Origin of the sequence: Labrenzia sp. 5N (genome assembly GCF_012395805.1) — a bacterium.
Lineage (GTDB): Bacteria > Pseudomonadota > Alphaproteobacteria > Rhizobiales > Stappiaceae > Roseibium > Roseibium algicola.
Genome location: NZ_JAAZTM010000020.1, coordinates 825380 through 849491, shown reverse-complemented (window position 1 = coordinate 849491; position 24112 = coordinate 825380). Strand labels below are relative to the sequence as shown.

Below are 24112 nucleotides of genomic sequence, written 5' to 3'. Positions count from 1 at the left end.
CAATCCGCCAGGTACAGGTAGCTTCAGAGCTCCTGCTTCACGAAACCGCCCTTGCGAAAGAAATAGTAGGGGACAGGCGTCGTCGGTGAAAGCTCAGGGTCTTTCGCCAGCCTGTCTTCCAGGTCGGTCAGGATCTTGTTGGTGATCATCGGCAGATCCTTCTGCCTCGCCTCTTCGAAAGTCAGCCAGGCACAATCTTCCAGTTCGCCGGACGGGCCGGTTCCATCGGGCAACCTGTCGGCAATGGCGTCGGCCCAGACGGCCAGAAAACGGGTGTCGAAGCGTCGCGGGCGTTGCGGTGGGGTGATGGCCCTCGCAATCATCCGAAGGCCGCTCAGGTCGGGCTGTATGCCGCGCTCGGCAAATGCCTCGAAGCCGGTACCAAGGTGCAGGTGGTTGTTGTGTGCCTGACGGCCGATAAACAGCCCGGCCTCTTCATAGGTTTCCCGAATGGCGGCCAGGGCCAGCGCACGAACGCGCGCGGCAGACTTGGCGTTCTTCAGGTCCTGCGTAAGCTTTGCCTCGACGTCCGGATGATAGGGAAGCACGTCGGTCACACGGGAATCGGAGACATCCACTCTGCCACCAGGGAACACGAATTTTCCCGGCATGAAGGCATGGCGCATGTGACGACGGCCCATCAGAAGCTTCACGGAACCCCGATCGTCGCGGTCCAGAATGAGCAGCGTTGCGGCATCCTTGGGACGGATATACGGATAGTTTCCGGCTTTTTCGTCTTTTGCCAGCTGCTTTTCGAACGAACCGCTCATGTAACCCTTTCGGAAGGCACCGGAATGGGAGGCGTGTCGTCTTCCGCATCCGGGTCAAAACCATGCATGTAGAGCGCCCACTGAAGACCGATCAGCGCGCCTTTGATCGGTCGCAGAAGCGACAGCGACAGGATCAGCGTCAGCGGCACCCAGAGAGACATATGGATCCACAGCGCGGGATGCCACAACACTTCCACGGCCAGAAGGCCGGGAACGATAATGTGGCCGACAATGGTGATTGTGAAATAGGGTGGGGCGTCGTCCGCGCGATGGTGATGGAACTCCTCGCCGCAGACAGAGCAGGCATAGTGCGGCTGAAGGAAGCCGTCGAACACCTTGCCTTTCCCGCAGTTCATGCACCGGTTGCCGGCACCGCGCAGCATGGCCTGAAGAACGTTGCGCCGCGGTTTTTCGGATGCTGTTTCCGGCGTTTCCAGTTTGTCGTGCAGTTCATACCGGACCGTCACGAAGATCTCCTTCGACCCTGTTTCTTCGGTGAGGCCTTGCTGCGTCCGCCCTTCGGCGGCCCGCGCCGCACCTTTGGCGCGGCTTTCCGGATGCGTTTGCCGGCAATGCTGCCGTGGCTCAGCAGCTCGAATGTCAGTGCACCGGCAAAGGGGGCTGCTTCCACCAGCCGGACCTCCACTTGATCGCCAAGTTGGTAGGTCTCGCCGGTTTTGTCACCTATAAGGGCGTGCGACCCTTCGTCATAGCGATAATAATCGAGGCCGATTGTGGAGGCCGGTACGAAGCCGTCGGCACCTGTATCGGACAGGCGAACAAACATGCCGGACTTGACCACCCCTGCAATTCTGCCCTGAAAACTCGCGCCGATCTGGTCGCTCATCCAAAGGGCAATCAGACGGTCGATTGTGTCGCGCTCGGCAAGCATTGCCCGCCGTTCAGCGGCCGAGATTTCAGCGCCGATGGCCTCCAGTTTCGTCTCGATACCTTCCGGCAAGCCATCCTTGCCAAGTCCGAGCGCGGATATCAGCCCACGGTGCACGATCAGATCAGCATACCGGCGGATCGGTGACGTGAAATGCGCGTACCGCCGCAGGTTCAAGCCGAAATGGCCGATGTTCTGCGGGGCGTATTCTGCCTGGGCCTGGCTGCGCAAGACCACCTCGTTGACGAGATTGGCCTGCGGTGTGTCCTTCACCTTGGCAAGTATGCCGTTGAAGGCGGAGGGGCGGAGACCACCGGAGGACGGCAGCTTGATGTTGATCGTCGACAGAAAGTCTTTCAGGCTTTCCAGCTTTTCCGGGGTCGAGGCATCGTGGATCCGGTAGAGCAGAGGCGTTTTCTTCTGCTCCAGCGTTTCGGCGGCTGCCACGTTCGCCTGGATCATGAATTCTTCGATCAGCTTGTGGGCGTCCAGACGCTCCGGAACATAGACATGATCGACAGTTCCATCCGGTTTCAGCTTGATCTTGCGTTCCGGCAGATCGAGTTCCAGCGGTTCGCGCGCCTCGCGTCCCTTCTTCAGCACGGCGTAAGCGGCCCATAGCGGCTTCAGGACGCCGTCGAGCAGGGTTTCGGTCTTCTCGTCTGTCGTACCGTCAATCGCCTTCTGGGCCTGCAGATAGGAGAGTTTTGCCGCCGAACGCATCAGCACCCTGTGAAAGGTGTGCCCGGTCTTGCGTCCGGTCTTGTCGAACACCATTCGCACGCCAAGCGCCGGCTTGTCTTCCTTTTCCCGGAGCGAGCAGAGCTGGTTGGAAATCCGCTCCGGCAGCATCGGGATCACCCGGTCGGGAAAATAGACCGAGTTGCCGCGCAGGTTCGCTTCCCGGTCCATCGGAGAACCGGGGGTGACGTAGTATGCGACATCCGCAATCGCCACATAGCAAATATAGCCGCCTTCGTTGGAAGGGTCCTCGTCCGCTTCGGCGTAGACGGCGTCGTCGTGGTCTTTTGCGTCGGGCGGGTCGATGGTGATCAGCGGCACCTGCCGCCAGTCCTCGCGCTTGCCGAGTTTCTCCACCGGCTTTGCGCTTTCGGCCTGCGCTTCTACAGCTGCCGGAAAGACATGCGGAATGCCATGTGATTGCAGGGCGATCTCCGAAACCGCCTTTTCCGAATTCATCGAGCCGAAGCGCTCAACCACCGACGCGACGGGATGGCCGTAGCGGCCGGAGCGCGTCACCTGAACGCTGACAAGATCTCCGTCCTCTGAGTCCTTGAGGTCACGCGGATCAATGTCGAGTTCCCGCTGCTTGCGGTCAATCGGTTCGAGATAGGGCGGGCGGGTGCCGTCACGCTTCCGCAGAATCCCGAGGATTGCACCCTGACGCTTTTCCAAAACGCGGATGACGCGGGCAACATGTTCTGTTTCGGGGCCGCTCTCAGCTTCGGTCAGGCGCACGAGTGCGCGGTCACCCAGGCCGGGTTGCGTCGCCTTGGTCTTGCCGGTCAGCACCAGAATTTTCGGCGGAGTGCCAGCCTCGTCGTCCCAGTCGACAGGGGTCGCGATCAGCTCACCGTCCCGGTCGCGTGCAATGAGATTGGCCACGAAAACCGGCGGCAGATCGCCAGGACGGATCATGCGCTTGTTGCGCTTTTCCATCAGGCCGTCGTCGGTCAGGTCCTTCAACATCTTTTTCAGATGGATGCGGGCCCCGCCGATAATACCGAAATGACGGGCAATCTCGCGCTTGCCCGCACGCCCCGGGTTATCTGCAACAAACGCGAGAATATCCTCGCGTGATGGCATTTCACCCGGAACCTTGGCGTGTTTTCGATTGGTGTGCTTGCGCGTGTTAATCCGTTTTGCGCTCAACTCGCATCATCCCAGGGCACCTCTTCGGACGACGCATCGACCTTTGCCTTTGCGGATGACTTTGCCGTCGTCTTCTTGGTGGCCGTCTTTTTGGTTGCTGTTTTCTTCGCAGCAGGTTTCTTGGCAGCCGCCTTCTTCTTGGTGCCGCCCTTGGAGGCCTTTGCCGCGATCAGCTCCAGCGCCTGTTCCATCGTCACGGCCTTGGGGTCGGTGTCCTTCGGTAGCGTGGCGTTGATCTTGCCGTGCTTGACGTAAGGCCCATAGCGCCCGTCATAGACATTGATCGGGCCACCTTCGGACGGATGGTCACCAAGCTCCTTCAGCGGCGTTGCCGCTGCACCGCCGCGGCCACCCCCCTTGGCGCGTTTCTGCGCCAGCGCATCAACAGCACGGTTGATGCCGACGGAGAACACTTCGTCTGGTGTGGACAGATTGGCATAGGTGCCTTCATGCAGCACGAACGGCCCGTAGCGACCGATTCCGGCCGAGATCATCTTGCCGTCTTCCGGGTGTGGCCCCACCTCGCGTGGCAGCGACAGAAGCTGCAGCGCCTTTTCCAGATCCATATCCGGTGCGGACCAGCCACGGGGCAGGGAGGCTCGTTTCGGCTTGGCTTCTTCGCCCAGCTGAACATAGGGGCCGAAGCGGCCGTTGCGCAGGGAAACGTCAAGGCCGGTTTCCGGATCGGTGCCGAGAACCTTCGGGCCGTCGTCACCTTCGCCGTCTTCACCGCTCGGCTTGCCGAGCTGCCGTGTAAAGCCGCATTCGGGATAGTTGGAGCAGCCGATGAAAGCGCCCCAGCGGCTGACCTTGAGCGATAGCTGACCTGTGTCGCAGGACGGGCATTTGCGCGGATCGGTTCCATCTTCCTTCGGCGGGAAGATATGCGGCCCGAGCAGTTCGTTCAGCGCGTCGATGACATGGGCAACGCGCAGGTCCTTGATTTCATCGACCGCGCCGGAGAACCCGGTCCAGAAATCACGCAGCACGTCGAGCCAGGAAAGCTCGCCTGCTGAAATCTTGTCGAGCTGTTCTTCCAGGCTCGCTGTGAAGTCGAATTCGACATAGCGCTGGAAGAAGCTTTCCAGGAACGCGGTAACAATGCGGCCCTTGTCCATCGGAACAAGCTGCTTCTTGTCGAGTTCGACATAGTCACGGTCGCGCAGGGTCTGAAGCGTCGAGGCATAGGTGGACGGCCGGCCGATGCCAAGCTCTTCCATCTTCTTGACCAGGCTCGCTTCGGTGTAGCGCGGCGGCGGTGTCGTGAAATGCTGCGAGGCTTCGATGGCTTGTGCGGTCCCGTCGACAGAGGCAGCCGTCAGCGCGGCACCTTCATCGACCGCTGGCAGACGCTTGGAGTTCTCGTCTTCCTCGTCGTCCCGGCCTTCCTGGTAAAGCGCAAGAAAACCGTCGAAGCGGACGACGGAACCAGTGGCACGCAGATTGGCGCGTTTACCGGAACCGTCGGCGAGAATCTCGATGGTGGTCCGTTCCAGAACGGCCGACTCCATCTGAGAGGCCATAGTCCGTTTCCACACCAGCTCATAAAGCTTGGCCTGGTCCGGATCCAGGAACCTGGCGACATCCTTCGGGCGACGCGAAAGGTCCGTTGGCCGGATCGCTTCGTGTGCTTCCTGGGCGTTCTTTGCCTTGGAGGTATAGACGCGCGGGCTTTCCGGAACGTAATTGTCACCGAAATCCTTGGCGATTACGGAGCGGGCGGCAGCGATCGCTTCGCCGGCAATCTGAACGCCGTCGGTACGCATGTAGGTGATGAGACCGGAAGTCTCGCCACCGATTGAGATGCCCTCATAAAGCTTCTGCGCCACCTGCATGGTGCGCGATGCGGAAAACCCGAGTTTACGTGAGGCTTCCTGCTGCAGGGTGGAGGTGGTGAACGGTGCCGCCGGATTGCGCTTCGCAGGTTTGGAAGCCACGCTGTCGACCTTGAAGCTGGCACTTTCCAGCATGGTCTTGATCGCGGTGGCTTCCGCTTCGTTGTTGATGTCGAGACGGCCGATTTTCTTGCCGTCGAAACCGGTCACGCCAGCCTGGAACATGTCCCCGGTCGGTGTCTTCATGTTGGCGAAGATCGACCAGTATTCCTGCGGCTTGAAGGTTTCGATTTCCATTTCCCGGTCGCAGATCAGCCGCAATGCGACAGACTGCACGCGCCCGGCGGAACGGGCACCGGGCAGCTTGCGCCACAGAACCGGAGACAGGGTGAAACCGACCAGGTAATCCAGTGCTCGGCGGGCGAGATAGGCATCGACCAGCGGCGTATCCAGCTGGCGCGGATTGTCCATCGCTTCCAGGATCGCCTTCTTGGTGATCGCGTTGAAGACCACGCGCTCGACCTGCTTGTCCTTCAGCACCTTCTTCTTTTGCAGCACTTCCAGAACGTGCCACGAAATTGCTTCCCCTTCGCGGTCGGGGTCAGTCGCGAGAATGAGGCGGTCGGCATCCTTGACCGCATTGGCGATTTCGCTCAGCCGTTTCTGCGCCTTCGCATCCACTTGCCAGCTCATGGCGAAATTGTCGTCCGGCAGCACCGAGCCGTCCTTGGCGGGCAGATCTCGCACATGGCCGTAGGAAGCCAGCACCGTATAGTCGGAACCGAGATATTTGTTGATCGTCTTGGCTTTCGCCGGCGATTCGACAATGACGACGTTCATTCTTACCCAAAATATTTTTGCCGGATACGGAGCCCCCGCCCGGTGGAGAAGGTGATCTGAGTGCTAATTCAGTGGCGCAGACGATCAAGGATCAAGCGCCGCCTGTCAAATGGACCTTTGATCCTTCCGGGTCAAGCGGTTCGGTCCAGATACGGGTTATCCACTGAGATTCAAGGAAAAACGGCCCCTTACATCAAAGCGGAGATTTTGTTGCCGCGGTGTCTTTCGAGGCGTCCGGCAAGTTCGAGTTCCAGCAGCACGACGTGAACCGACCTCGCATCACCATCCGCAAAGCGTATCAATTCATCCATGTCCACAGGGGTTGGACCAAGCGCCGCAAGGACGCGGTCACGCAGCTTTCCATCCGGTTCGGAGCGGGAAAGAGGGGCGGTTTCGCTCTCTTCGCGGAACTGCCTGCCAAAGGGAAGGGTTGGTGCCAGTCGACCACCAAGGCCTTCCAGCACATCGTCGGCGGTCGAGACAAGTGCCGCACCCTGCCGGATCAAGCCGTTGGCACCTTCCGAACGCGGATCCAGGGGGGAACCCGGTACGGCGAAAATGTCCCTGTTCTGCTCAAGAGCATAACGAGCGGTATGAAGAGAGCCGGAGGCCTTGGCAGCTTCGATAACGATGACCCCCAGAGACAGGCCTGAAATCAGCCGGTTTCGCCGGGGAAAATCCCGGCTGCGGGGTTTCCAGCCAAGAGGCATCTCGCTGATGACGGCGCCCCCTGTGTCGAGAACGGCGGCAAGCAACCTGTCGTGTTCCGGCGGGTAGAGCACATTGATGCCTCCCGCGAACACGGCGATGGTGCCTGTTTGAAGTGAGGCTTCATGGGCGGCAGCATCGATCCCGCGGGCGAGGCCGGACACAATTGAAAAGCCTTCCGCCCCAAGCCCCTGTGCAAATCGTGCCGCAAGTTTTCTGCCGGAAAGCGAAGCGTTGCGGGCACCGACGATCGCAATCATCCGTTCCCGGGTCAGTGCGGAGGTGCCGCCCTTTACGGACAGGAGCGGGGGCGGACCGTCGATATGTCGAAGATGTTGCGGATAGTCGGGTTCATGCAGGCCAATCAACCGGGCCCCGATCCGCCCATGGGCGTCCAGCTCGGCTTCAGCGTCTTCAAGCGGACAAATCCGGCTTGCCTTACCGCCGCGCCTTGCAAGATCGGGAAGCAGCTCAAGCGCTCGTTGAGCGGAGCCAGCGTGTTTCAGAAGTTCCGCGAATGTAACGGGACCAACGTTTTCCGATCGTATTAGGCGAAGCCACGCCAGACGTTCCGCCTCGGAGAGGTTGCCGGGAGTTATATTTTCAGAAACGCGGTTCACGCGCTTTCATCGCCGGGCGGAGACGAAGCATTGGCCGCCGGTTTGGATTTCGAGCCGATCTTGCTTTCTTCCCCACGCAGAAGCCGCGCAATGTTTTCGTGATGCTTGGCCCAAAGCAGCACCGACAGCAAGACGAACATCTGAGCTATCTGGACCTGATGGAAAACGAGATAGAGCACGATCGGGGTCAGCAGGGTAGCCGTCAGTGCCGACAGAGACGAATAACGGAACAGGAAGGCCATGCCGATCCAGATGCCTGCCGCGAGCAGGAACATCGGCCAATAGAGGCCAAGCAGAATGCCAAGGTAGGTTGCAACACCCTTGCCGCCCTTGAACTTCAGCCACACCGGGAAGAGATGCCCGAGAAACGCCCCAAGGCCGGCGATAAGAGCCATTTCCTGGCCGTAGAAGTGATTGACAATCAGAACGGCAACGGTGCCCTTCAATCCATCCCCCAGCAACGTGGCAGCTGCCAGAGATTTGCGGCCGGTGCGCAGAACGTTGGTGGTGCCGATATTGCCCGAGCCGATTTGGCGGATGTCTCCAAGGCCGGCCATGCGCGTGAACAGCAGGCCGAAGGGAATCGAACCGAGCAGATAGCCGAAGGCGAGGGCGGCGAGATAGTAGGGCCAGGCAAAGGCCCAGCTGATCGGTTCTGGCACGCGATACTCCAATGACGTGCATAATAAATAGCCATCGCAATGTAACGGCATGGCAGCCCGGATCAAGTCCGGCAACTGAGAAAAGAGTGTCTTTGCAGGGAAATAGCGCGGGGTCTAATCCGAGAGCTTGTATTTTTCCGCTTCCACCAGCAGCGACCCGAACGGAAGGGAAATACTGGCCCGGAGCGGGACGAGATACGGCTTGTCACCAACCGGTGCGAGCCAGACTTCCATGGACTTGTTTGCCGCGAGTTGCTGGATCGACTTGCGCTTCGGCCGGTGGCCGGAAATGGGTTCGTAACGGACACCGCAGACTATGACGTCGCCCTTGAACCGGCCATCAGACGTTCTGGTGGCCTTGCGGGATTTGTACTGCAGGTGAACGTCGTAACGTTCCTTGCCGTCGAAGATGCGCAATGTCCTGTTGCAGCTCTCTTTGGCAAGGCCCTGCGGGGCAGGAAGCACGGCGGCGGTCAGGGGATCGAGAACACTCTTAAGATGCTCTGCGGTTACCTTGACCCGTTCCTTCATCCGATCCTGCGGCGGCCGAACTTCGATAGCGTCGATACTGCCCTTACGCATCCGCATGGTGATGGTTCCGGTCTCGTCTTCACTCTTGAGATCAAGAGCGTAGCGGGCTGGCTCCAGGTCGAGTTTTTGTGCGGTTCCAGCGACTTCAACTGTCCCTTTGCCGTCAGACACCAGCCGTCCGAAGGCGGCGGTCTGGCCGTTGGCGCTGACGGAATAGGACTTGCTGTCGACATCCAGTGACATGACGCCGGAGCCGATAGGCAGCCCAAGGGCGTAAAGCTTGTACTTAATGTAGAGGTCAGCCGCCGAAGCGCTGCCGGTAAACAGCGCGGGTATCAGAAAGGCAAGGGCGATCAGGCGCATCAGCATGTTCCGTTGGAAGTTCCGTTCGCGCCAGATTCAGGGAGAATTGTGGCGCGAACAGGATCAACGTTGGAACGGAAACAAGGGCTTGTTCAGGTGTGGCTGAAAACCGTTTTCCCACCGACAACCGTGCGCAGCACCCGCCCCGAGAACCGTGCATCCTCGAAGGGAGAATTCTTCGAACGTGACTTGATGGTACTTTTTTCCAGGACCCAGGGACGCTCGGGATCGAACACGGTCACATCCGCCGGAGCTCCCTTGGAGAGACGTCCGGTTTCCAGTCCAAGCCGGTCCGCCGGGCGGCAGGTCATCGCGCCAAGCAGGGTGACAAGGTCGACCTGCTCGGAATGATAAAGCCGCAAGGCCGCCGCCAGAAGGGTTTCAAGGCCGATGGCGCCGTCTTCTGCTTCCGCCCACGGATGCCGTTTGGTTTCCACGTCCTGCGGGTCATGATTGGAGCAGATGATGTCGATTGTGCCATCGGCAACAGCCGCGATCATCGCTTGCCGGTCGTCTTCATCGCGCAGTGGTGGCGACATCTTGAAGAACGTTCGATAGGCGCCGATGTCGTTTTCATTGTGGGTCAGGTGATTGATCGACACACCGGCGGTGATGTCCAGCCCTTTCGCCTTGCCTGCTCGAACCACGTCTGCGCTGTCGGAGGTGGAAATGAGGTTTGCGTGGTACTTGCCCTTGGACATGGCAACCAGGCGCAGGTCCCGCTCCAGCATGATGATTTCCGCTTCACGCGGCACACCGGAAAGACCTTTCCAACTGGCGTTCAGCCCTGCGTTCATGACCCCGCCGGCGAGGTCCGGGTCTTCCGTGTGGTGGATGACCAGCGCGTCGAAATCGCGGGCATAGGTCATCATGCGGCGCATGACCTGGGCATTCTTGACCGACTTGTGGCCGTTGGTGAAGGCAACGGCTCCCGCTTCCTTCAGCAAGCCGATTTCGGCCATTTCCTCGCCCTTGAGGCCCTTGGTCAAGGCGGCCAGTGGCAACACGTTGACGATGGCCGTGTCCCGCGCCCGGCGCAGGATGAAATCGACCAGCGCGGGATCATCAATGACCGGATCCGTATCGGGCATGGTGCAAATTGTCGTCACGCCGCCGCTTGCGGCAGCCTGGGAGGCACTGGCGAGCGTTTCCCGGTGCTCTGCACCCGGTTCTCCGACGGAGACGCAGAAGTCGATCAGGCCCGGACATGCGATCGCGCCCTTGCAGTCGATAATTTCCGCTCCGTAGGGAGAGCCCTGGTTGGCAGCTTCCGGCCCGGCGGCGAGAATGGTGCCGTCCGCGATGATGACGGAACCTGGAGCATCCAGGCCGCGTGCCGGGTCAATCACTCTGGCGTTTGAAAGAACCAGAGGTTTGGGTGTGTCGTAAGCCACGTGTCTTGTCCCCTGGATCAATTGTTCGGCAGATTGGCGGCAAGGGCTTCAAGCACGGCCATGCGCACGGCAACGCCCATTTCCACCTGTTCGCGAATAAGGCTTTGGGCACCATCGGCAATCGAGGCATCGATCTCGACACCGCGGTTCATCGGCCCCGGATGCATGACAAGGGCGTCTTCCTTGGCATAGGCGAGCTTTTCCGCGTCCAGTCCGTAGTAGCGGTAATATTCCCTTACAGATGGAATGAAGGCACCGTTCATGCGCTCGCGCTGCAGGCGCAGCATCATGACGATGTCGGCACCCTCGAGACCTTCCTTCATGCTGGTGAAGACCTCGACGCCCATCTTGGCGATGCCGGACGGCAGGAGGGTAGTGGGGGCAACAACACGGACGCGCGCTCCGAGCGCGTTCAAAAGAATGATATTGGACCGGGCAACGCGAGAATGGGCGATGTCACCGCAGATGGCCACGGTCAACCGCGCGATCTTTCCCTTGTGTCGTCGGATGGTAAGGGCGTCGAGCAGGGCCTGTGTCGGGTGTTCATGCGGGCCGTCACCGGCATTGACCACGGAGCAGCCGACCTTGCGCGCCAGAAGATGCACCGCACCGGCCGCGTGGTGGCGAACCACCAGAAGGTCGGGGTGCATGGCGTTCAGCGTTGCCGCCGTATCGATCAGCGTCTCGCCCTTTTTCACAGACGACTGGGACACTGCCATGTTCATCACATCCGCCCCGAGCCGTTTTCCGGCCAGTTCAAAAGAACTTTGGGTGCGGGTTGAGTTCTCGAAAAAGAGGTTGATCTGGGTTCGTCCCTGCAAGACCAGCCGTCGTTTGCTGATCTGGCGGGAAACCTCTACGGCTTCTTCCGCCCGGTCCAGAAGGCCCAGAATTTCGTGGGGGTGAAGGCCCTCTATGCCCAGCAAATGACGATGGGGGTAAGGGCTGTCTCGATGGGTGTTGCTCGCGGTCATCGAGACCATTCCTATAAGGAGGAACGCCCGGTTCGACAAGTCAGGAAATCACATCATGCCCGCTGTCCACATACCTGCTAAATATTTGATCGGCTGGACAAAATATGGCTGCTTGCGCCGCGGTAAACGGGAGAGGGTTCAACGGCGGCACGCGCAGGTGCTGCCAAAGGATTGAATCTATTGTGTTCCACTCAAGATCACGACCGAATCTCGGCGAGAATACTGTCGCAATAGTGCAAAGAGCCTGCAGGTTTTCATCCGCTCGCAGCTTGCTGTCACCCTGGTAGGTTGCAGCTGACAAGTTTCTGAAAATTATAGGCAATTTCCAGTTTCTGTCAGGCGTTGAACATGGCTTGGCAACTGTGCCGGTCTAAAGCGAATTGATGACGGGCACGATTTTGCGTAACTGGGCGAGCGCCCACTGCCAAAGAGCCTGATCAAGTGACCAGCAGCAGGGCGAGCGGGATCGTCAGGGTCGCTGCCAGCGTCTGAAGCGTGATGATCTCGGCCATCAGCTTTGCGTCGCCGCCCATCTGGCGGGCGAGCAGGTAGGAGTTGCTGGCACAGGGCACTGAACTGGCAATGATGACCACGACCAATGCGGGGCCGGTAACGCCGAAAAGACTGGCAAAGCCAAAGGCAAGCAACGGCATGAATATCGGACGCAAAAAGGTGCCGAGGGCGAGTGCCGGTCCCGGTCTGCGGAGTGAGCCGAGGTCCAGCCCGGCTCCGACGCAGATGATGCCGATGGGGAGCGCGGCCCTGGAGAAAATCTCCAGGGTATCGTCGACCACGAAAGGCAGGGAGATGCCACCCGCGTTCATGATGCCGCCTGCGCCGATCGAGAGGATGAAGGGATTGGTGAACAGGTCTTTCAGGATCTTCGCGCCACTTGGTGACGTTCCACTGGCGTAATGCGACAGTACCAGGATGCTGGCGACGTTGAGCAAGGGGATCATGAACACCATTGCGACCGCAAGCATGGCCAGCCCTGTTTCACCGACCACATTGTCGGCAATCGCGAGCGCGATCATGGCGTTCCAGCGCAAGGTTCCCTGGAAAATGGAGGTAAAACGCGGCGCGGCGATGCCCCAGGCACGCTCGATGGTCGTGCGTGCCAGAAGCAGAAGCAGCGCCATGGACAAGATGGAGGCGAGCAGGGCACCGCCCATGTTGAGCGTCGGAAAACTGGCGAAATCCGCTTGCGAGATCGTGCGGAACAACACCGCCGGAAACAGGACATAATAGGCAAGCCGTTCGACACCACGCCATTGCTCACCGGTAATCAGTCCGGTGCGGGCGATCAGGTAGCCGGAGGCAATCACGAGGATGACCGGCATCAGGGCGGCAAGTGTGGTCAGCATGTGTTCGGCTTTCGCGTTCGACAGGCCCTGAAACAAGGGCCCGTACCCTGCAGCGGTGGGATCAGCCGTTATCTAAGCCCATAAAGCCGAGTCGGTCCAGAAAGCCCTGCAGGATGTAGGCAGCGGCCATCTTGTCGACCACGTCGGCCCGTTTCGCACGGCTCGTATCGGCTTCCAGCAGCGTGCGCGTCACGGCCGCCGTCGACAGCCGCTCGTCCCAATAGGTGATCGGCAGGTCCGTTTTCTGCGAGAGGTTTCTCACGAAGGCGCGGGTCGCCTGGACGCGGGGGCCTTCGGAGCCATCCATGTTGAGCGGCAGACCGAGCACCATGCCGCCGACGCCCTGCTTGGCGCAGATGGCCAGGAGTTGCTCCGCATCCAGGGTGAACTTCTTGCGCCGGATCGTTTCCATGGGAGAGGCGATGCCACGTCCGAGATCAGAAAGCGCCAGACCAATAGTCTTGGTGCCAAGATCCAGGCCGATCAGCCGGGTGCGGTCGGGCACGGCGGCCATGAAGTCTTCCAGGGAAAGTGCGGTGTCATTTGCCATTCGGCGGCTTTACCAGCGAGCCATGGAAAACGCCAGTTCGATTTTCACTCAGAACCCGATGGCAACACGAAGTTGCCCTTCCCAAACGTCCAGCCCGTTCTGGCCCAGGCTGAGATAGCCTCCCTTTGCATCAAGCGTCACGTTCTCCGCAATCAGGGCAGTCGCCCCGCCGCGCAGTGTAAAGCTCCAGGCTGATGCGGTGACAAAGTTCAGTTCATCATCGAGGATCTTGCCGTCGTTCGGTCGCAAATATTCGTAGACCGCACCTGCTTCCACATAGGGCTGGATCAGAAGCCCGTCCTGCAAGGTAAATTGACGGCTGAATTCGGTCGTCAGTTCAATTGTACCCAGAGAGGCGGCATTGCCCGAGATGGGAACGCTTATGGCCCGGTTGAGTATCGTCCCGTTCAGATCGTAACCATCGGAAAACACGCGGTTGAAGGTTACGGTCGCCTTGGGGCGTACCTGGATCTCGCTCAACGCGTATTGACCGTGAACACTGAAAGTCGCGCCGAGTTCGTGGGTGTTGTATTCGCCGCTCAAAACCGAGATATCCGACTGACTGTTTGAAAAGCCATAGCTCAGCGAGCCATCAACCGCCCAGTGCTGAGAAATTCGTGCGGCAACATAGGGGCCGATCTCAAAGCCCTGGGTGTCGATTGTCAGGTTGGAATTGAAGCCGTCGGTGTCGATGGTTTCAAAGGTCACGGAAACACCGCCGACGATATCTTCAGTCAGCTTGCGGTCGGCACCAAAGGCCGCGGTTCCGCTGAGTGTCTGAAAGTCCCTGCCGAAACGACGGTCGTCGCTGTAGACCCCGGTTACCGTGCTCCAGGCATTCCAGAGTGTCGGTTCGATCAGATCCCGGCCCGGTGTGATTGGAACTTCGTCCTGCGTCTGCAGACGCCCGGCGGCCAGCAGTTGTTCGCGGGTGCAGAACGTCTGTGTATTGTCAGTCCGTGTCTCCTCGGCTGATCGTGGATCGACGCAGTAACTGATCACCTGACCATCAGCGCGCCTGACCGGCACAAAGCCGGCCGGAAGGGCAGGTTGATTTGGATTGCGGCTGCCGGGCGGCAGGGTTCCGATTGGTGGCGTGACCGTGCCTGGCGCTCCAGGAGAGCCGGGGAGACCACCGGATGGAGGAAGCGTGCCAATGGGAGGTGTTACCCCTCCAGGTGCCCCTGGCAAAACGCCCGAAGGCCGCACAATGCCGATTGGTGGTGTGGCTGTTCCGGGGCGTCCGGGTGAAAGTCCGGCCGGTGGCAGCGCCCCTATTGGCGGAGTAACGCCACTAGATGGTGGCGAAATAGGACCTGGCAGCCCGGGCATCACTCCGCTGGGAGGAAGGACCGCGATCGGTGGTACCGGCCGTCCAAAATCCGGAAACAGCCTGCCGATTGGAGGCTTTACCAGGCTTGGCGGCTTGATGTTGTCGGGCAGCTGGAAATCGCGTTTCTGGTTCTGCGTATCGATAAGACAATCGGAACCGCCGTCGACACTGTAAAGCTTGTGCGTGCCACCGTTTCCGTTCGAAACGACCGGAGAAGTTGATAAATGCAGGCCGGTGCTGGAGCGGGACCAGGTGTCGACAGTCTGGTTACCCTGAGCGGCGTCCAGTCGGTAACCTCCTGCGACCGTTCCCGAAATCCAGATCGAACGGCTATCGGATTTGTTGGTTCCCAGAAAAAGCAGGCCGCCATCATTTTTGCAATTGGCGGCAAGGGCGGATGTCGAAAGGCTGCTGAAGAGCAGAGCTGCCGGGCAGATGACGTCCAGCCAGGCACGTTTCGAACGCAATCGCATCGGCACTGCTCCAAAGTCTCTCGAATCCCCAACGTCATCTTGCGTTGAAGTAGAAGGAGAAACCAGCTCTGGTTGTTGAAATAATCAAGGCGTTGCCATAATTGCACAGGTGCACTGTCAAAAATATCGATAACGAGACCGTGCCCTGCAAGGCAGATTGAACGCATTCAGCTTGTTGCGGACCGGCTGCCGCTGATAGGGTCCCGAATACCTGTCGTCGAATTAGGAGACCGCGATGAAACTGACCTGGTATGGCCATTCCGCCTTCAAGATCGAGATTGAAGGAGCATCCATCCTGTTCGATCCGTTCTTTACCGGAAATCCGTCTTTTCCCGAGAACCTGTCAGTCGATCAGGCGTCAGATGGCGTAACGCATGTCATCCTGACCCATGGTCACAACGATCACATCGGTGACGCCGTCGACATCCTGAAAAAAACCGGCGCGCAGCTGACGTCCAATTTTGAAATCTGCATGTGGGCCAACCGGCAGGGGATCGAGAATATCAGTCCCATGAATTCCGGCGGCAAGGTGAACGCTGGCCCGTTCAGCGTCGCGCTGACGCGCGCCGATCACTCGTCGTCCTTCCAGGCTGGCGGTGAGGCCGTCTATCTGGGCAATCCACATGGTGTCATCATCGAAGCCCCTGGAGAAAAGACGCTCTATCATCTGGGAGATACCGACATCTTCTCCGACATGGCTCTGATCGACGAGATCTACCAGCCGAAAATCGGGCTTGTTCCCATCGGAGACCGCTTCACGATGGGTGGCAAGACGGCAGCGCTCGCCTGCACCCGTTTCTTCAACTTCGATACGATCATTCCCTGCCATTACGGCTCGTTCCCGATCATCGACCAGACGGCGGATACGTTCCTTCAGGCAATGGGCGGCGATCGCGACAAGGTGGCAAAGCCAAAACCCGGTGAACCGATTGACGTCTGACGGGGGCTGCCGAGGGAAGCAATCTTTGCTTGTCTCACTTGGATGTAGAGGTTTAGTCTTTTTCCGAGAAATTTAAGAAGTAGAGGTGGTTTTCTTGTTTTGTGACGCTGGGACCTTTGGTTCCAGCGTCCAGCGGAGGATAATATGCCGACTGTAAAAGACGTTACCTTCGATCTGCTTCGCAAGCTCGGCTTGACAACTATCGTCGGCAATCCCGGGTCCACTGAAGAAACCTTTCTGAAGAATTTTCCGGACGACTTCCGCTACGTGCTTTCATTGCAGGAAGCCAGCGTCGTCGGTATCGCTGACGGCCTGGCGCAGGGACTGCGCAAACCTGTCATTGTGAATGTCCATACAGGAGCAGGCCTCGGTAACGCGATGGGCTGCATCCTGACCGCCTACCAGAACAAGACACCACTCATTCTGACCGCCGGACAGCAGACCCGAGACATGCTGCTGCTCGAGCCGCTTCTTACCAACATCAATGCGACGCTTTTGCCCCAGCCATGGGTGAAGTGGAGTTATGAACCGGCAAGGGCCCAGGACGTTCCGGCCGCATTCATGCGGGCCTACGCAGCAGCGATCCAGCAGCCGAGCGGGCCGGTGTTTCTATCGCTCCCGCTGGACGACTGGGACAAGGAAATGGAAGGACCCGCAGAAGTCCGTTCCGTGTCTCTGCGCTCGGCCGCCGACCCGGCAAGAATCAAAGATTTCGCTGAGCGTATCAACGCAGCAAAAACTCCGGTTCTGGTCTACGGCTCGGACATTGCCCGGTCAGAAGCCTGGGACGAAGGGATCGCGTTCGCAGAAGCGCTGTCTGCCCCGGTTCTGACGGCTCCTTTCGCGGAACGCACGCCTTTTCCGGAAAGTCATCGGCTCCACGCCGGCACATTGCCTTCGGCCATCGGCCCCATCTGCAAGCGGCTCGAGGGGCACGACCTCGTCATCACAGTTGGAGCGCCGGTTTTTCGCTACTATCCATATGTCGCGGGAGACTACCTTCCGGCAGGAACAAAGCTGCTGCAAATCACCGACGATCCGGACATGGCGGCCAAGGCACCGGTTGGCGACAGCCTCGTCTCGGACAGCAGGCTTTTCCTTCAGGCAATCCTGCCTCAGCTGGATCGACGTGAGGAAAAGCCCAATCCCTACCAAAAGGATCCGGCGCCGGTACCCGACTATTCGGCCCTGCCACTGACGCCGGATGCAGTCTACAGCTTGATCCGGGAGGCTGCGCCCTCAGATTTCGTGCTGGTTGAAGAATCTCCATCCAACGTCATCGAGCTGGAGCGACAAATTCCGATCGACAAGCCGGACACGTTCTACACTTTTGCATCCGGAGGTCTCGGCTGGGACATGCCGGCCGCTGTCGGTCTTGCGATTGCCGAGGAAACGAGCGGACGCAATAGGCCCGTAATCGCCGTGATCGGCGACGGCTCGTTCCAGTATTCGGTGCAGAGCATATACACCGGCGTGCAGGAGGAAGCGCATGTGGTCTTCGTTGCCATGCGCAACAGTCAATATGCGATCCTGAAGGAGTTCGCGATCCTGGAGGAAACGCCGAACGTTCCGGGGCTTGATCTTCCCGGGCTTGATATTGAGGCACTTGGGCGTGGATATGGCGCAAAGACTGCGAAGGTGAAAACCGCTGACGAATTCAGGGCGTCTCTTTCCGCGGCGCTTGCGCACAGGGGGACGACAGTGATCGAGGTGGAGATATCGCCCAAGCTTAGATCTTTGCTTGGATAAACGTTCAAAGCAGCACTCATCGTGCAATGCCATTTTTACCGGCGAGCGAGGGGAGATCGCCTCTCGTAAAGTTCAAGAGTACCAAGCCGTACGCAAGGTCAGGCGATGCGCTGAAGCATTAGGAGAGGCGATTTGGTTGGCTGGCGGCTGACCTGCCACCAGCCAACACGTTGCTGAAACCATCAGGCTGCATCCAGGCGGGCGAGGAAGTCGTCCAGAGATTTCCTGAGATTGGTCGATTGATCCTGAACGGAGGAAGAAGACCCTCGGAGCTGGTCCGAGGATTGAACAAGCGCCTGAATGGCTTCCTGCATCTGCATCATGTTGCGGGAGACGACGCTGGTATCTGAAGACGTTTCCTGCGCGTTTGCGGCAATCTCGGTTGTTGCCGAGCCCTGCTGTGAAACAGCGGCGGAAATCGTTGTCGTATGGGTGTCGACTTCTGTCATGGTCGTTGAAATTTGTTCGATTGCGAGCACAGCCTCTCTGGTTTCCGATTGAATGGCTGCAATCTGCCCGCCGATTTCCTCGGTCGCCTTGGACGTTTGGGTCGCCAACTCTTTCACTTCCGCCGCGACCACCGCAAATCCCTTGCCTGCTTCACCGGCCCGCGCCGCTTCGATGGTTGCGTTCAGTGCGAGCAGGTTCGTCTGCTCGGCGATAGCCTGGATAAGAATGACAACTTCACCAATCTTGTCGGCTGCGTCGGCCAGGTTAGAAATCTTCTCGTTGGTCAAGCTGGCCTGGCCGGTGGCCGAGGCAACCACGGACGCGGTCGCTTCCACCTGTCTGCTGATGTCCGCAATGGAGGCAGTAAGCTCTTCTGCGGCGGCGGCAACCGTATCGACCTTGCCGGATGCATTGTCCGCGGCGTGAGTGGTCGATTGTACGATCGAGCCGGAGTCCTCGGCGGCCTTGGTGGACATATCAACGGCGACCTGCAGTCCCTCTGTGGCATTGTCGAGAGCCGCGAGGACCGCTTCGGTGCTGGCACGGAAATCTTCTGCAAGCCTGTGCATCAGCTTCTTGCGGTCTGCTGCCTGGACCTCGCGCTGCCGGTCGACTTCTTCTGCCAACTTGCGTTGTTCAACCAGAGAGCCCTGGAAGACGTCCAGCGTGTCGCGGAGCTGGCCCAGCTCATCTGCTGCCCGCCAGGTCGGTCGCTCGATTTCAAGCTGGCCGGATGCCAGCAGGTTGGCATTTTCGGAAAGCTGCCGTGCGCGGTGACCGATAGTGCGGCTGAAATAGAACCAGGCTGTTGCCGCAAATAGCGCAAGCACCAGCGTGCCGCCGACCTGAAGTGCATTGGACGTTTCTGCGGCCGAGCGCAGGGATGACAACCCGTTATCCATTTCCTGGTGAATGAGCGTTTCGGCGTCATCCGCCAGGGCTATGAAACGTTCGAAGGTTTCGTCAAAGGCAACATCGGCTCCCGAGCCGGCTTTCTCGGTTGAAAGCATGGCCTGGTGTCGAACGTTCGCAAGGTCGATCAGTTCGCCGATCTGGGCGAGAACGTCCTTGCTCTTCTGAAGGTCCGGATGGGCCTCAAGCGCTTTCCGGGCGTTTTCGAAACTGCCCAGAGCTTCAGCGAATTCCTCACCGGCATCACCGCCCAGGATTTCCGCGACCAGCAAATGTCCATGCGCAAGACTGAACCTTGCTTCACCTGCCAGGGCTTGCGCCTTCGCATCATTTGTAAGCGGTGCGGAGATTGCAGCGATCTTCTGTTCCAGATCGTCGTAGATCGCATCGAACTTCTCGTCAGCCGAACTGCCGACACCTTGATCGCCTGCGAGGGAAGCGTACCGGCCTTGAGCGGAGGCAACAAACTCGTCGACTGCGGCCAGAACTTCCTTGATCTTTTCGCGGACTTCCGGGGAGCGGGAAGGGTAGAAGGTTCCTTCTTCGTTGCTCGCGCCGTTTAATATGGCGTTCGCGTAAAACCGTGTTTCGTCGAGGAGATTCCAGACTTCGTCGATGCTCTCGCCGTCGTCACCGGACATGATTTCCTCAAAGAGCAAATGCGCATGCGTCGCGGTGAGCTTGATCTCCATCGCGGCATCCCCAAGCGGCGCCAATTCTGCTCCCAGGTGTTCCCCTTCGCTCGCGACACTTTTCATGAGACTGTAGGAGAAGAACCCCATGGACAGGGAAACCAGAACCAGGGCACCAAATACCAGCGCCAGCTTGCGGGAAATTCCGAATCTCATGAGAGCCTCAACATGTCTGAAGTGAGTTCTCTGATGGTATGGGGCTTGGATTAAATAAGTATTTCGCCAGATGGTAGGGGAAAAGAACATTGATAGTTTTAAGAATGTGTTTCAGAGAGCAGTAAAAATATTTGGTGTGTTTATCGTTGGGGTATGACGATGCTTCTGTACACCCGAATGGCTGAATGCGCTTTGGTGTGTGATAAGTTGTTCAAGTCATTGTGAGAATATTGTTGTGCCTTCAATCGTCAGGCACAATGCACGCACATTATGATGGTAGCCAAGCCGTCGTTTTGGCCCAGCCACCCAAGCAAGTGAATAACCGGGGACTTATCATGAAGCTGTCCAGCTTTGCTTTCATCGCGGTTCTGAGCGGCGCTCTTTGTGCGTCGCCTGTCTTGTCGGCAGACAAGTCGATCACGCCTGACGGCAAGCCCGCGCCTTCCAAGCCGCATGCCAAGCCGGGGTCCAAAGCCGCGCAGGATGAAGAAGCTGCTGCTCAAACGCCTTATTCGACGGTGCGGGACGTGTTTTCCGGAGATACGACAGTTGCCGGTGAAAAGGTCGCCTTTCCGCAATCGAACCCCTCGATAAAGGCCATCGAGATCACCATGGAGCCGGGCGAGGAGACACAGTGGCACCAGCATCATGCGCCGCTCTTTGCCTACATTCTGGAAGGCGAGATTACCGTCACTTACGAGGAACTTGGCAAGAAGGTCTACCGTGCCGGCGACGGTCTTCTGGAAGCAATGGATGTCACCCACAAAGGGCAGAATACCGGTGAAGGGCCTGCCAAGATCCTGGCTGTTTTCCTGCTCGGGGATGACGGTGTGGCAACGGTCGCCGAGGACAAGCCAGGTGCAAACAAGAACAAGGTCGAATAGCGGCGAGAAATCTCGCCTAACCGTCCTACACACCCATTGATTGAATGGACTCTTTTCGATTTCCGATACATTCGGGAACACGAACTTTCTGTAAAATATCGAAAATCGCTTGTCAGATCCAAAAGCTGACCTAAGGTAAGTGAAGACGGTCTGCCGGATGATGCAAAACGCGTCTGCAATCTGGGGGCGCAGTCTAAGCAACCATTCAGGTGGGAGTTTTCATGAGCTATTTTCGCACGTTGCCGCGTTTGTGCGCGGTGGTTCTCGGACTCGCGGCAGCTTTTGCGGTAACGTCCCAGACAAGTCTGGCGCAGGAAGCGCAGAAGCCGAATATTCTCGCAATTTGGGGGGATGACATCGGCACATGGAACATCAGTCACAACAACCGTGGCATGATGGGCTACCGCACGCCAAACATTGACCGGATTGCGCAGGAAGGCGTTGCCTTTACCGACTATTATGCCCAGCAAAGCTGTACGGCCGGCCGTGCCGCCTTCATCGGCGGCAATGTGCCAGTTCGGACAGGCATGACAAAGGTAGGGTTGCCGGGTGCCGAACAGGGCTGGCAGGAAACCGACGTCACCATGGCAACTATCCTGAAGTCGCAAGGTTACAAGACCGGCCAGTTCGGCAAGAACCACCAGGGAGACCTGGACGAACATCTGCCGACAAACCACGGTTTCGATGAGTTCTTCGGCAATCTCTACCATCTGAACGCCGAAGAAGAGCCGGAAAACCGGGACTACCCGGGTGACATGGTTCTGGCGAACGGCAAGACTTTCCGCGAACAGTTCGGTCCGCGTGGTGTCCTCCATACATGGGCAAATGCAGACGGAACGCAGAAGATCGAGGACACCGGTCCTCTTACGAAGAAGCGCATGGAAACCGTCGATGAGGAGTCGCTCGCCGAAGCCAAGCGTTTTATCCGCGAAGCGGTGGAAGAGGGCGTTCCCTTCTTTGTCTGGTGGAACGGAACCCGCATGCATTTCCGCACACATGTGAAGGAGGAGCACACAGGGATTGCCGGTCCGAGCGGGGATACCTATCACGACGGCATGGTCGAGCATGACATGCATGTCGGCGAGCTGCTGGACCTGTTGGACGAACTCGGCATCGCCGATAACACGGTGGTGATGTATTCGACTGACAACGGCCCGCATTTCAACACCTGGCCGGATGCCGGCACGACGCCGTTCCGGAGCGAAAAGAATTCCAACTGGGAAGGCGCTTACCGTGTGCCGACCTTTGTTCGCTGGCCCGGCGTCTTCCAGGAAAACGTGACGCTGAACGGTATCGTTGCCCATGAAGACTGGCTGCCGACCTTCGCCGCGATTGCAGGGGCTTCGGATATCAAGGAACAGCTTCTTGAAGGTGTTGAACTCGGTGGACGGACTTACCGCAACTACATCGATGGTTACGACCTCAACGCCTATTTGAAAGGCGAGACCGATTCATCGCCGCGTCACGAGTTCTGGTACGTGAATGACGATGGTCAGGTGGTTGCGGCCCGGTACGACGACTGGAAGGTCGTGTTCCTGGAAAACCGCGGTCAGGCCTTCGGCGTCTGGCAGGAGCCCTTCACCGAACTGCGTGTGCCCGCCGTCTTCAACCTGCGCCGGGATCCTTTCGAAAAGGCCCAGCACAATGCGAATATCTATTTCGACTGGTTGCTGGACCGTGCGTTCGTGATCGTTCCGATCCAGGCACTGGCCTCAAGGTTCCTGCAGACAATGCAGGACTATCCGCCAAGCCAGACACCTGGATCCTTCAACCTGTCAGCGATCGAGGAAAAGTTGAAAGCCGGCATGAGCGGCAGCAACTGAGTTAAACGCGTCACTACAATAAAAAGCCCGGGGGCTTGCTAGGCCCCGGGCTTTTTGCGCATTGGCCAATGTGTCGTCCAGAACCGCAGAAATTAGCGGTCTTCTGATCTTGGATCTCAGAGACGGCGCAGCAGTTCAGGTGTCGGCCAGGCATCGGCCGGCATGCCAAGCTTCTGCTGCACCTGCTGCACGGCATTTCGGGTGCCGGAGCCGAGGATGCCGTCGATCTTGCCGACGTCATAACCCATGCTGGATAGCTTCGACTGAAGTTGCTTCATCTGGGCGTCGTCCAGGCCAAGGTCCGGGTTGCCTTCCGTGTAGACCGGTGCGCCGGCGAGCCTTGTCGCGAAATAGGCGGCAGTGGTCGTGTAGACGAACGACTGGTTCCATTCCAGATAGATGTTGTAATTCGGATAGGCGAGGAATGCCGGCCCCTTGCGGCCCTGAGGCAGGAGCAGCGAAGCGGGCAGGTTGCCGGAAATCTGACCCCAACGCGGCTGCACGCCAAGAGCAGCCCACTGGGCACCGGTCTTGGTCTTGTCGAGCCCGCTTTCAGCCCAGTTGAGGTTCTGCGGTACCTTGACCTCCTGCAGCCAGGGTTCGCCGCGGCGCCAGCCCAGATGCTGGATGAAGGCACCGGCAGTCAGAATGGCATCGGCGGCACTTTCCTTCAGCTTCACGTGCCCGTCACCATCGCCGTCGCGGCCGAACTTGATGATGTCTTCCGGCAGCATCTGAACCATACCGATCTCACCTGCCCAGGCGCCGGTCGTGCTGCGCGGGTCAAGATCACCGTGCTGGACCATCTCGATGGCAGCGATCAGTTGCGGCCGGAACAGTTCCGGGCGGCGGCAATCATGAGCAAGCGTGGCCAGCGCGTTGACGGTGTTGAAATCGCCCTGAACCGCGCCAAAATCCGTTTCAAGCGCCCAGAAAGCGGTAATGACAGGTGCCGGAACGCCGTATTCGGATTCGGTGCGCTGGAATACGCTCGCGTATTTCTTCATGTTCGCGGCGCCGTTTTTCATCCGGTAGCCGGAAATGACCCGCTTGGAAAAGTCCAGGAAGGTCATCTTGAAGACACCCTGCGCCCGATCACGCGACAGCACCTTGCGGTCGACCTGCGCGCCCGCCAGGGTCTGGTCTGCCGCATTCGCGGAAAGGCCCTTGGCAATCGCTTCCTGTTTCACGCCTGCAAGGAACTGCCGGAAGTCGCCGCCACACTGCTGCGCCTGAGCAGGCGCGGTGGCGAGCCAGAAACCGGCGAGGGCGGTGGCAGCGATTTTCGGGGAGAAGCGGAGTGTCAT

General features: G+C 58.9%; 18 protein-coding genes. 4 read left to right on the top strand and 14 right to left on the bottom strand.

Annotation, left to right across the window (positions count from 1 at the left end):
* Positions 1-23: 23 nt before the first annotated feature.
* From HEP89_RS24320 to HEP89_RS24265, 12 genes are all read right to left on the bottom strand, one after another.
* On the bottom strand, positions 24-770 hold the full coding sequence (locus tag HEP89_RS24320; protein ID WP_023004049.1) for an NUDIX hydrolase: 747 nt from the start codon (positions 768-770) through the stop codon (positions 24-26).
* The gene (locus HEP89_RS24315) at positions 767-1237 is read right to left on the bottom strand and encodes a DUF983 domain-containing protein (protein WP_023004050.1); all 471 of its coding nucleotides are present in this window, start codon (positions 1235-1237) and stop codon (positions 767-769) included. Before HEP89_RS24315 ends, HEP89_RS24320 begins: the two co-directional genes overlap by 4 nt.
* Positions 1234-3486, bottom strand: a complete 2253-nt coding sequence (gene rnr, locus HEP89_RS24310) for a ribonuclease R (RefSeq protein WP_062489011.1) — start codon at positions 3484-3486, stop codon at positions 1234-1236. The genes HEP89_RS24315 and rnr overlap by 4 nt, the downstream gene beginning before the upstream one ends.
* A gap of 62 nt (positions 3487-3548) precedes the next feature.
* Positions 3549-6227: a type I DNA topoisomerase gene (gene topA, locus HEP89_RS24305; RefSeq protein ID WP_077290069.1), complete on the bottom strand. Its 2679-nt coding sequence runs from the start codon at positions 6225-6227 to the stop codon at positions 3549-3551.
* Positions 6228-6415: 188 nt separating this feature from the next.
* Entirely contained in the window at positions 6416-7555 is a 1140-nt protein-coding gene (gene dprA, locus HEP89_RS24300) for a DNA-processing protein DprA (protein WP_168693248.1), read from the bottom strand.
* Positions 7552-8217, bottom strand: a complete 666-nt coding sequence (gene plsY / locus HEP89_RS24295; protein WP_168693247.1) for a glycerol-3-phosphate 1-O-acyltransferase PlsY — start codon at positions 8215-8217, stop codon at positions 7552-7554. The genes dprA and plsY overlap by 4 nt, the downstream gene beginning before the upstream one ends.
* Positions 8218-8331: 114 nt before the next feature.
* The gene (locus HEP89_RS24290) at positions 8332-9111 is read right to left on the bottom strand and encodes a DUF3108 domain-containing protein (RefSeq protein WP_168693246.1); all 780 of its coding nucleotides are present in this window, start codon (positions 9109-9111) and stop codon (positions 8332-8334) included.
* Between the two features lie 92 nt (positions 9112-9203).
* Positions 9204-10505 carry a dihydroorotase gene (locus tag HEP89_RS24285; RefSeq protein WP_031270764.1) on the bottom strand — a complete coding sequence of 434 codons (1302 nt, stop codon included), beginning with the start codon at positions 10503-10505 and terminating at the stop codon, positions 9204-9206.
* Between the two features lie 17 nt (positions 10506-10522).
* Positions 10523-11488 carry an aspartate carbamoyltransferase catalytic subunit gene (locus HEP89_RS24280; protein ID WP_197923286.1) on the bottom strand — a complete coding sequence of 322 codons (966 nt, stop codon included), beginning with the start codon at positions 11486-11488 and terminating at the stop codon, positions 10523-10525.
* Between the two features lie 428 nt (positions 11489-11916).
* Positions 11917-12843: an AEC family transporter gene (locus HEP89_RS24275; protein ID WP_023004058.1), complete on the bottom strand. Its 927-nt coding sequence runs from the start codon at positions 12841-12843 to the stop codon at positions 11917-11919.
* Positions 12844-12904: 61 nt separating this feature from the next.
* Positions 12905-13393 carry a Holliday junction resolvase RuvX gene (gene ruvX / locus HEP89_RS24270; RefSeq protein ID WP_168693245.1) on the bottom strand — a complete coding sequence of 163 codons (489 nt, stop codon included), beginning with the start codon at positions 13391-13393 and terminating at the stop codon, positions 12905-12907.
* Between the two features lie 48 nt (positions 13394-13441).
* Positions 13442-15199: an autotransporter domain-containing protein gene (locus HEP89_RS24265; protein WP_168693244.1), complete on the bottom strand. Its 1758-nt coding sequence runs from the start codon at positions 15197-15199 to the stop codon at positions 13442-13444.
* 235 nt (positions 15200-15434) lie between these two features.
* On the opposite strand from HEP89_RS24265, the gene HEP89_RS24260 reads away from it, so the two are divergent.
* The gene (locus tag HEP89_RS24260) at positions 15435-16139 is read left to right on the top strand and encodes a metal-dependent hydrolase (RefSeq protein ID WP_055653739.1); all 705 of its coding nucleotides are present in this window, start codon (positions 15435-15437) and stop codon (positions 16137-16139) included.
* A gap of 144 nt (positions 16140-16283) precedes the next feature.
* The gene (gene mdlC, locus HEP89_RS24255) at positions 16284-17888 is read left to right on the top strand and encodes a benzoylformate decarboxylase (RefSeq protein WP_168693243.1); all 1605 of its coding nucleotides are present in this window, start codon (positions 16284-16286) and stop codon (positions 17886-17888) included.
* Between the two features lie 182 nt (positions 17889-18070).
* Here the strand turns inward: mdlC and HEP89_RS24250 are convergent, their stop codons facing one another.
* Entirely contained in the window at positions 18071-20098 is a 2028-nt protein-coding gene (locus HEP89_RS24250) for a methyl-accepting chemotaxis protein (protein WP_168693242.1), read from the bottom strand.
* 335 nt (positions 20099-20433) lie between these two features.
* On the opposite strand from HEP89_RS24250, the gene HEP89_RS24245 reads away from it, so the two are divergent.
* Positions 20434-20982 carry a cupin domain-containing protein gene (locus HEP89_RS24245; protein WP_209014814.1) on the top strand — a complete coding sequence of 183 codons (549 nt, stop codon included), beginning with the start codon at positions 20434-20436 and terminating at the stop codon, positions 20980-20982.
* A 221-nt stretch (positions 20983-21203) separates the two neighbouring features.
* Positions 21204-22805 (top strand): arylsulfatase, encoded by a 1602-nt coding sequence (locus HEP89_RS24240; RefSeq protein WP_209014813.1) that lies wholly within the window; start codon positions 21204-21206, stop codon positions 22803-22805.
* A gap of 116 nt (positions 22806-22921) precedes the next feature.
* Here the strand turns inward: HEP89_RS24240 and HEP89_RS24235 are convergent, their stop codons facing one another.
* Complete coding sequence (locus HEP89_RS24235) at positions 22922-24112, bottom strand: lytic murein transglycosylase (protein WP_168693241.1); 1191 nt, start codon at positions 24110-24112, stop codon at positions 22922-22924.

Bases quoted from the DNA above. Each gene is read 5' to 3' on its own strand.
- HEP89_RS24245 (WP_209014814.1), top strand. From the start codon at position 20,434: ATGAAGCTGTCCAGCTTTGCTTTCATCGCGGTTCTGAGCGGCGCTCTT.
- HEP89_RS24235 (WP_168693241.1), bottom strand. From the start codon at position 24,112: ATGACACTCCGCTTCTCCCCGAAAATCGCTGCCACCGCCCTCGCCGGT.
- HEP89_RS24275 (WP_023004058.1), bottom strand. From the start codon at position 12,843: ATGCTGACCACACTTGCCGCCCTGATGCCGGTCATCCTCGTGATTGCC.
- HEP89_RS24240 (WP_209014813.1), top strand. From the start codon at position 21,204: ATGAGCTATTTTCGCACGTTGCCGCGTTTGTGCGCGGTGGTTCTCGGA.
- HEP89_RS24250 (WP_168693242.1), bottom strand. From the start codon at position 20,098: ATGAGATTCGGAATTTCCCGCAAGCTGGCGCTGGTATTTGGTGCCCTG.
- topA (WP_077290069.1), bottom strand. From the start codon at position 6,227: ATGAACGTCGTCATTGTCGAATCGCCGGCGAAAGCCAAGACGATCAAC.
- HEP89_RS24260 (WP_055653739.1), top strand. From the start codon at position 15,435: ATGAAACTGACCTGGTATGGCCATTCCGCCTTCAAGATCGAGATTGAA.
- rnr (WP_062489011.1), bottom strand. From the start codon at position 3,486: ATGCCATCACGCGAGGATATTCTCGCGTTTGTTGCAGATAACCCGGGG.
- HEP89_RS24280 (WP_197923286.1), bottom strand. From the start codon at position 11,488: ATGGTCTCGATGACCGCGAGCAACACCCATCGAGACAGCCCTTACCCC.
- HEP89_RS24265 (WP_168693244.1), bottom strand. From the start codon at position 15,199: ATGCGATTGCGTTCGAAACGTGCCTGGCTGGACGTCATCTGCCCGGCA.
- HEP89_RS24290 (WP_168693246.1), bottom strand. From the start codon at position 9,111: ATGCGCCTGATCGCCCTTGCCTTTCTGATACCCGCGCTGTTTACCGGC.
- HEP89_RS24320 (WP_023004049.1), bottom strand. From the start codon at position 770: ATGAGCGGTTCGTTCGAAAAGCAGCTGGCAAAAGACGAAAAAGCCGGA.
- ruvX (WP_168693245.1), bottom strand. From the start codon at position 13,393: ATGGCAAATGACACCGCACTTTCCCTGGAAGACTTCATGGCCGCCGTG.
- mdlC (WP_168693243.1), top strand. From the start codon at position 16,284: ATGCCGACTGTAAAAGACGTTACCTTCGATCTGCTTCGCAAGCTCGGC.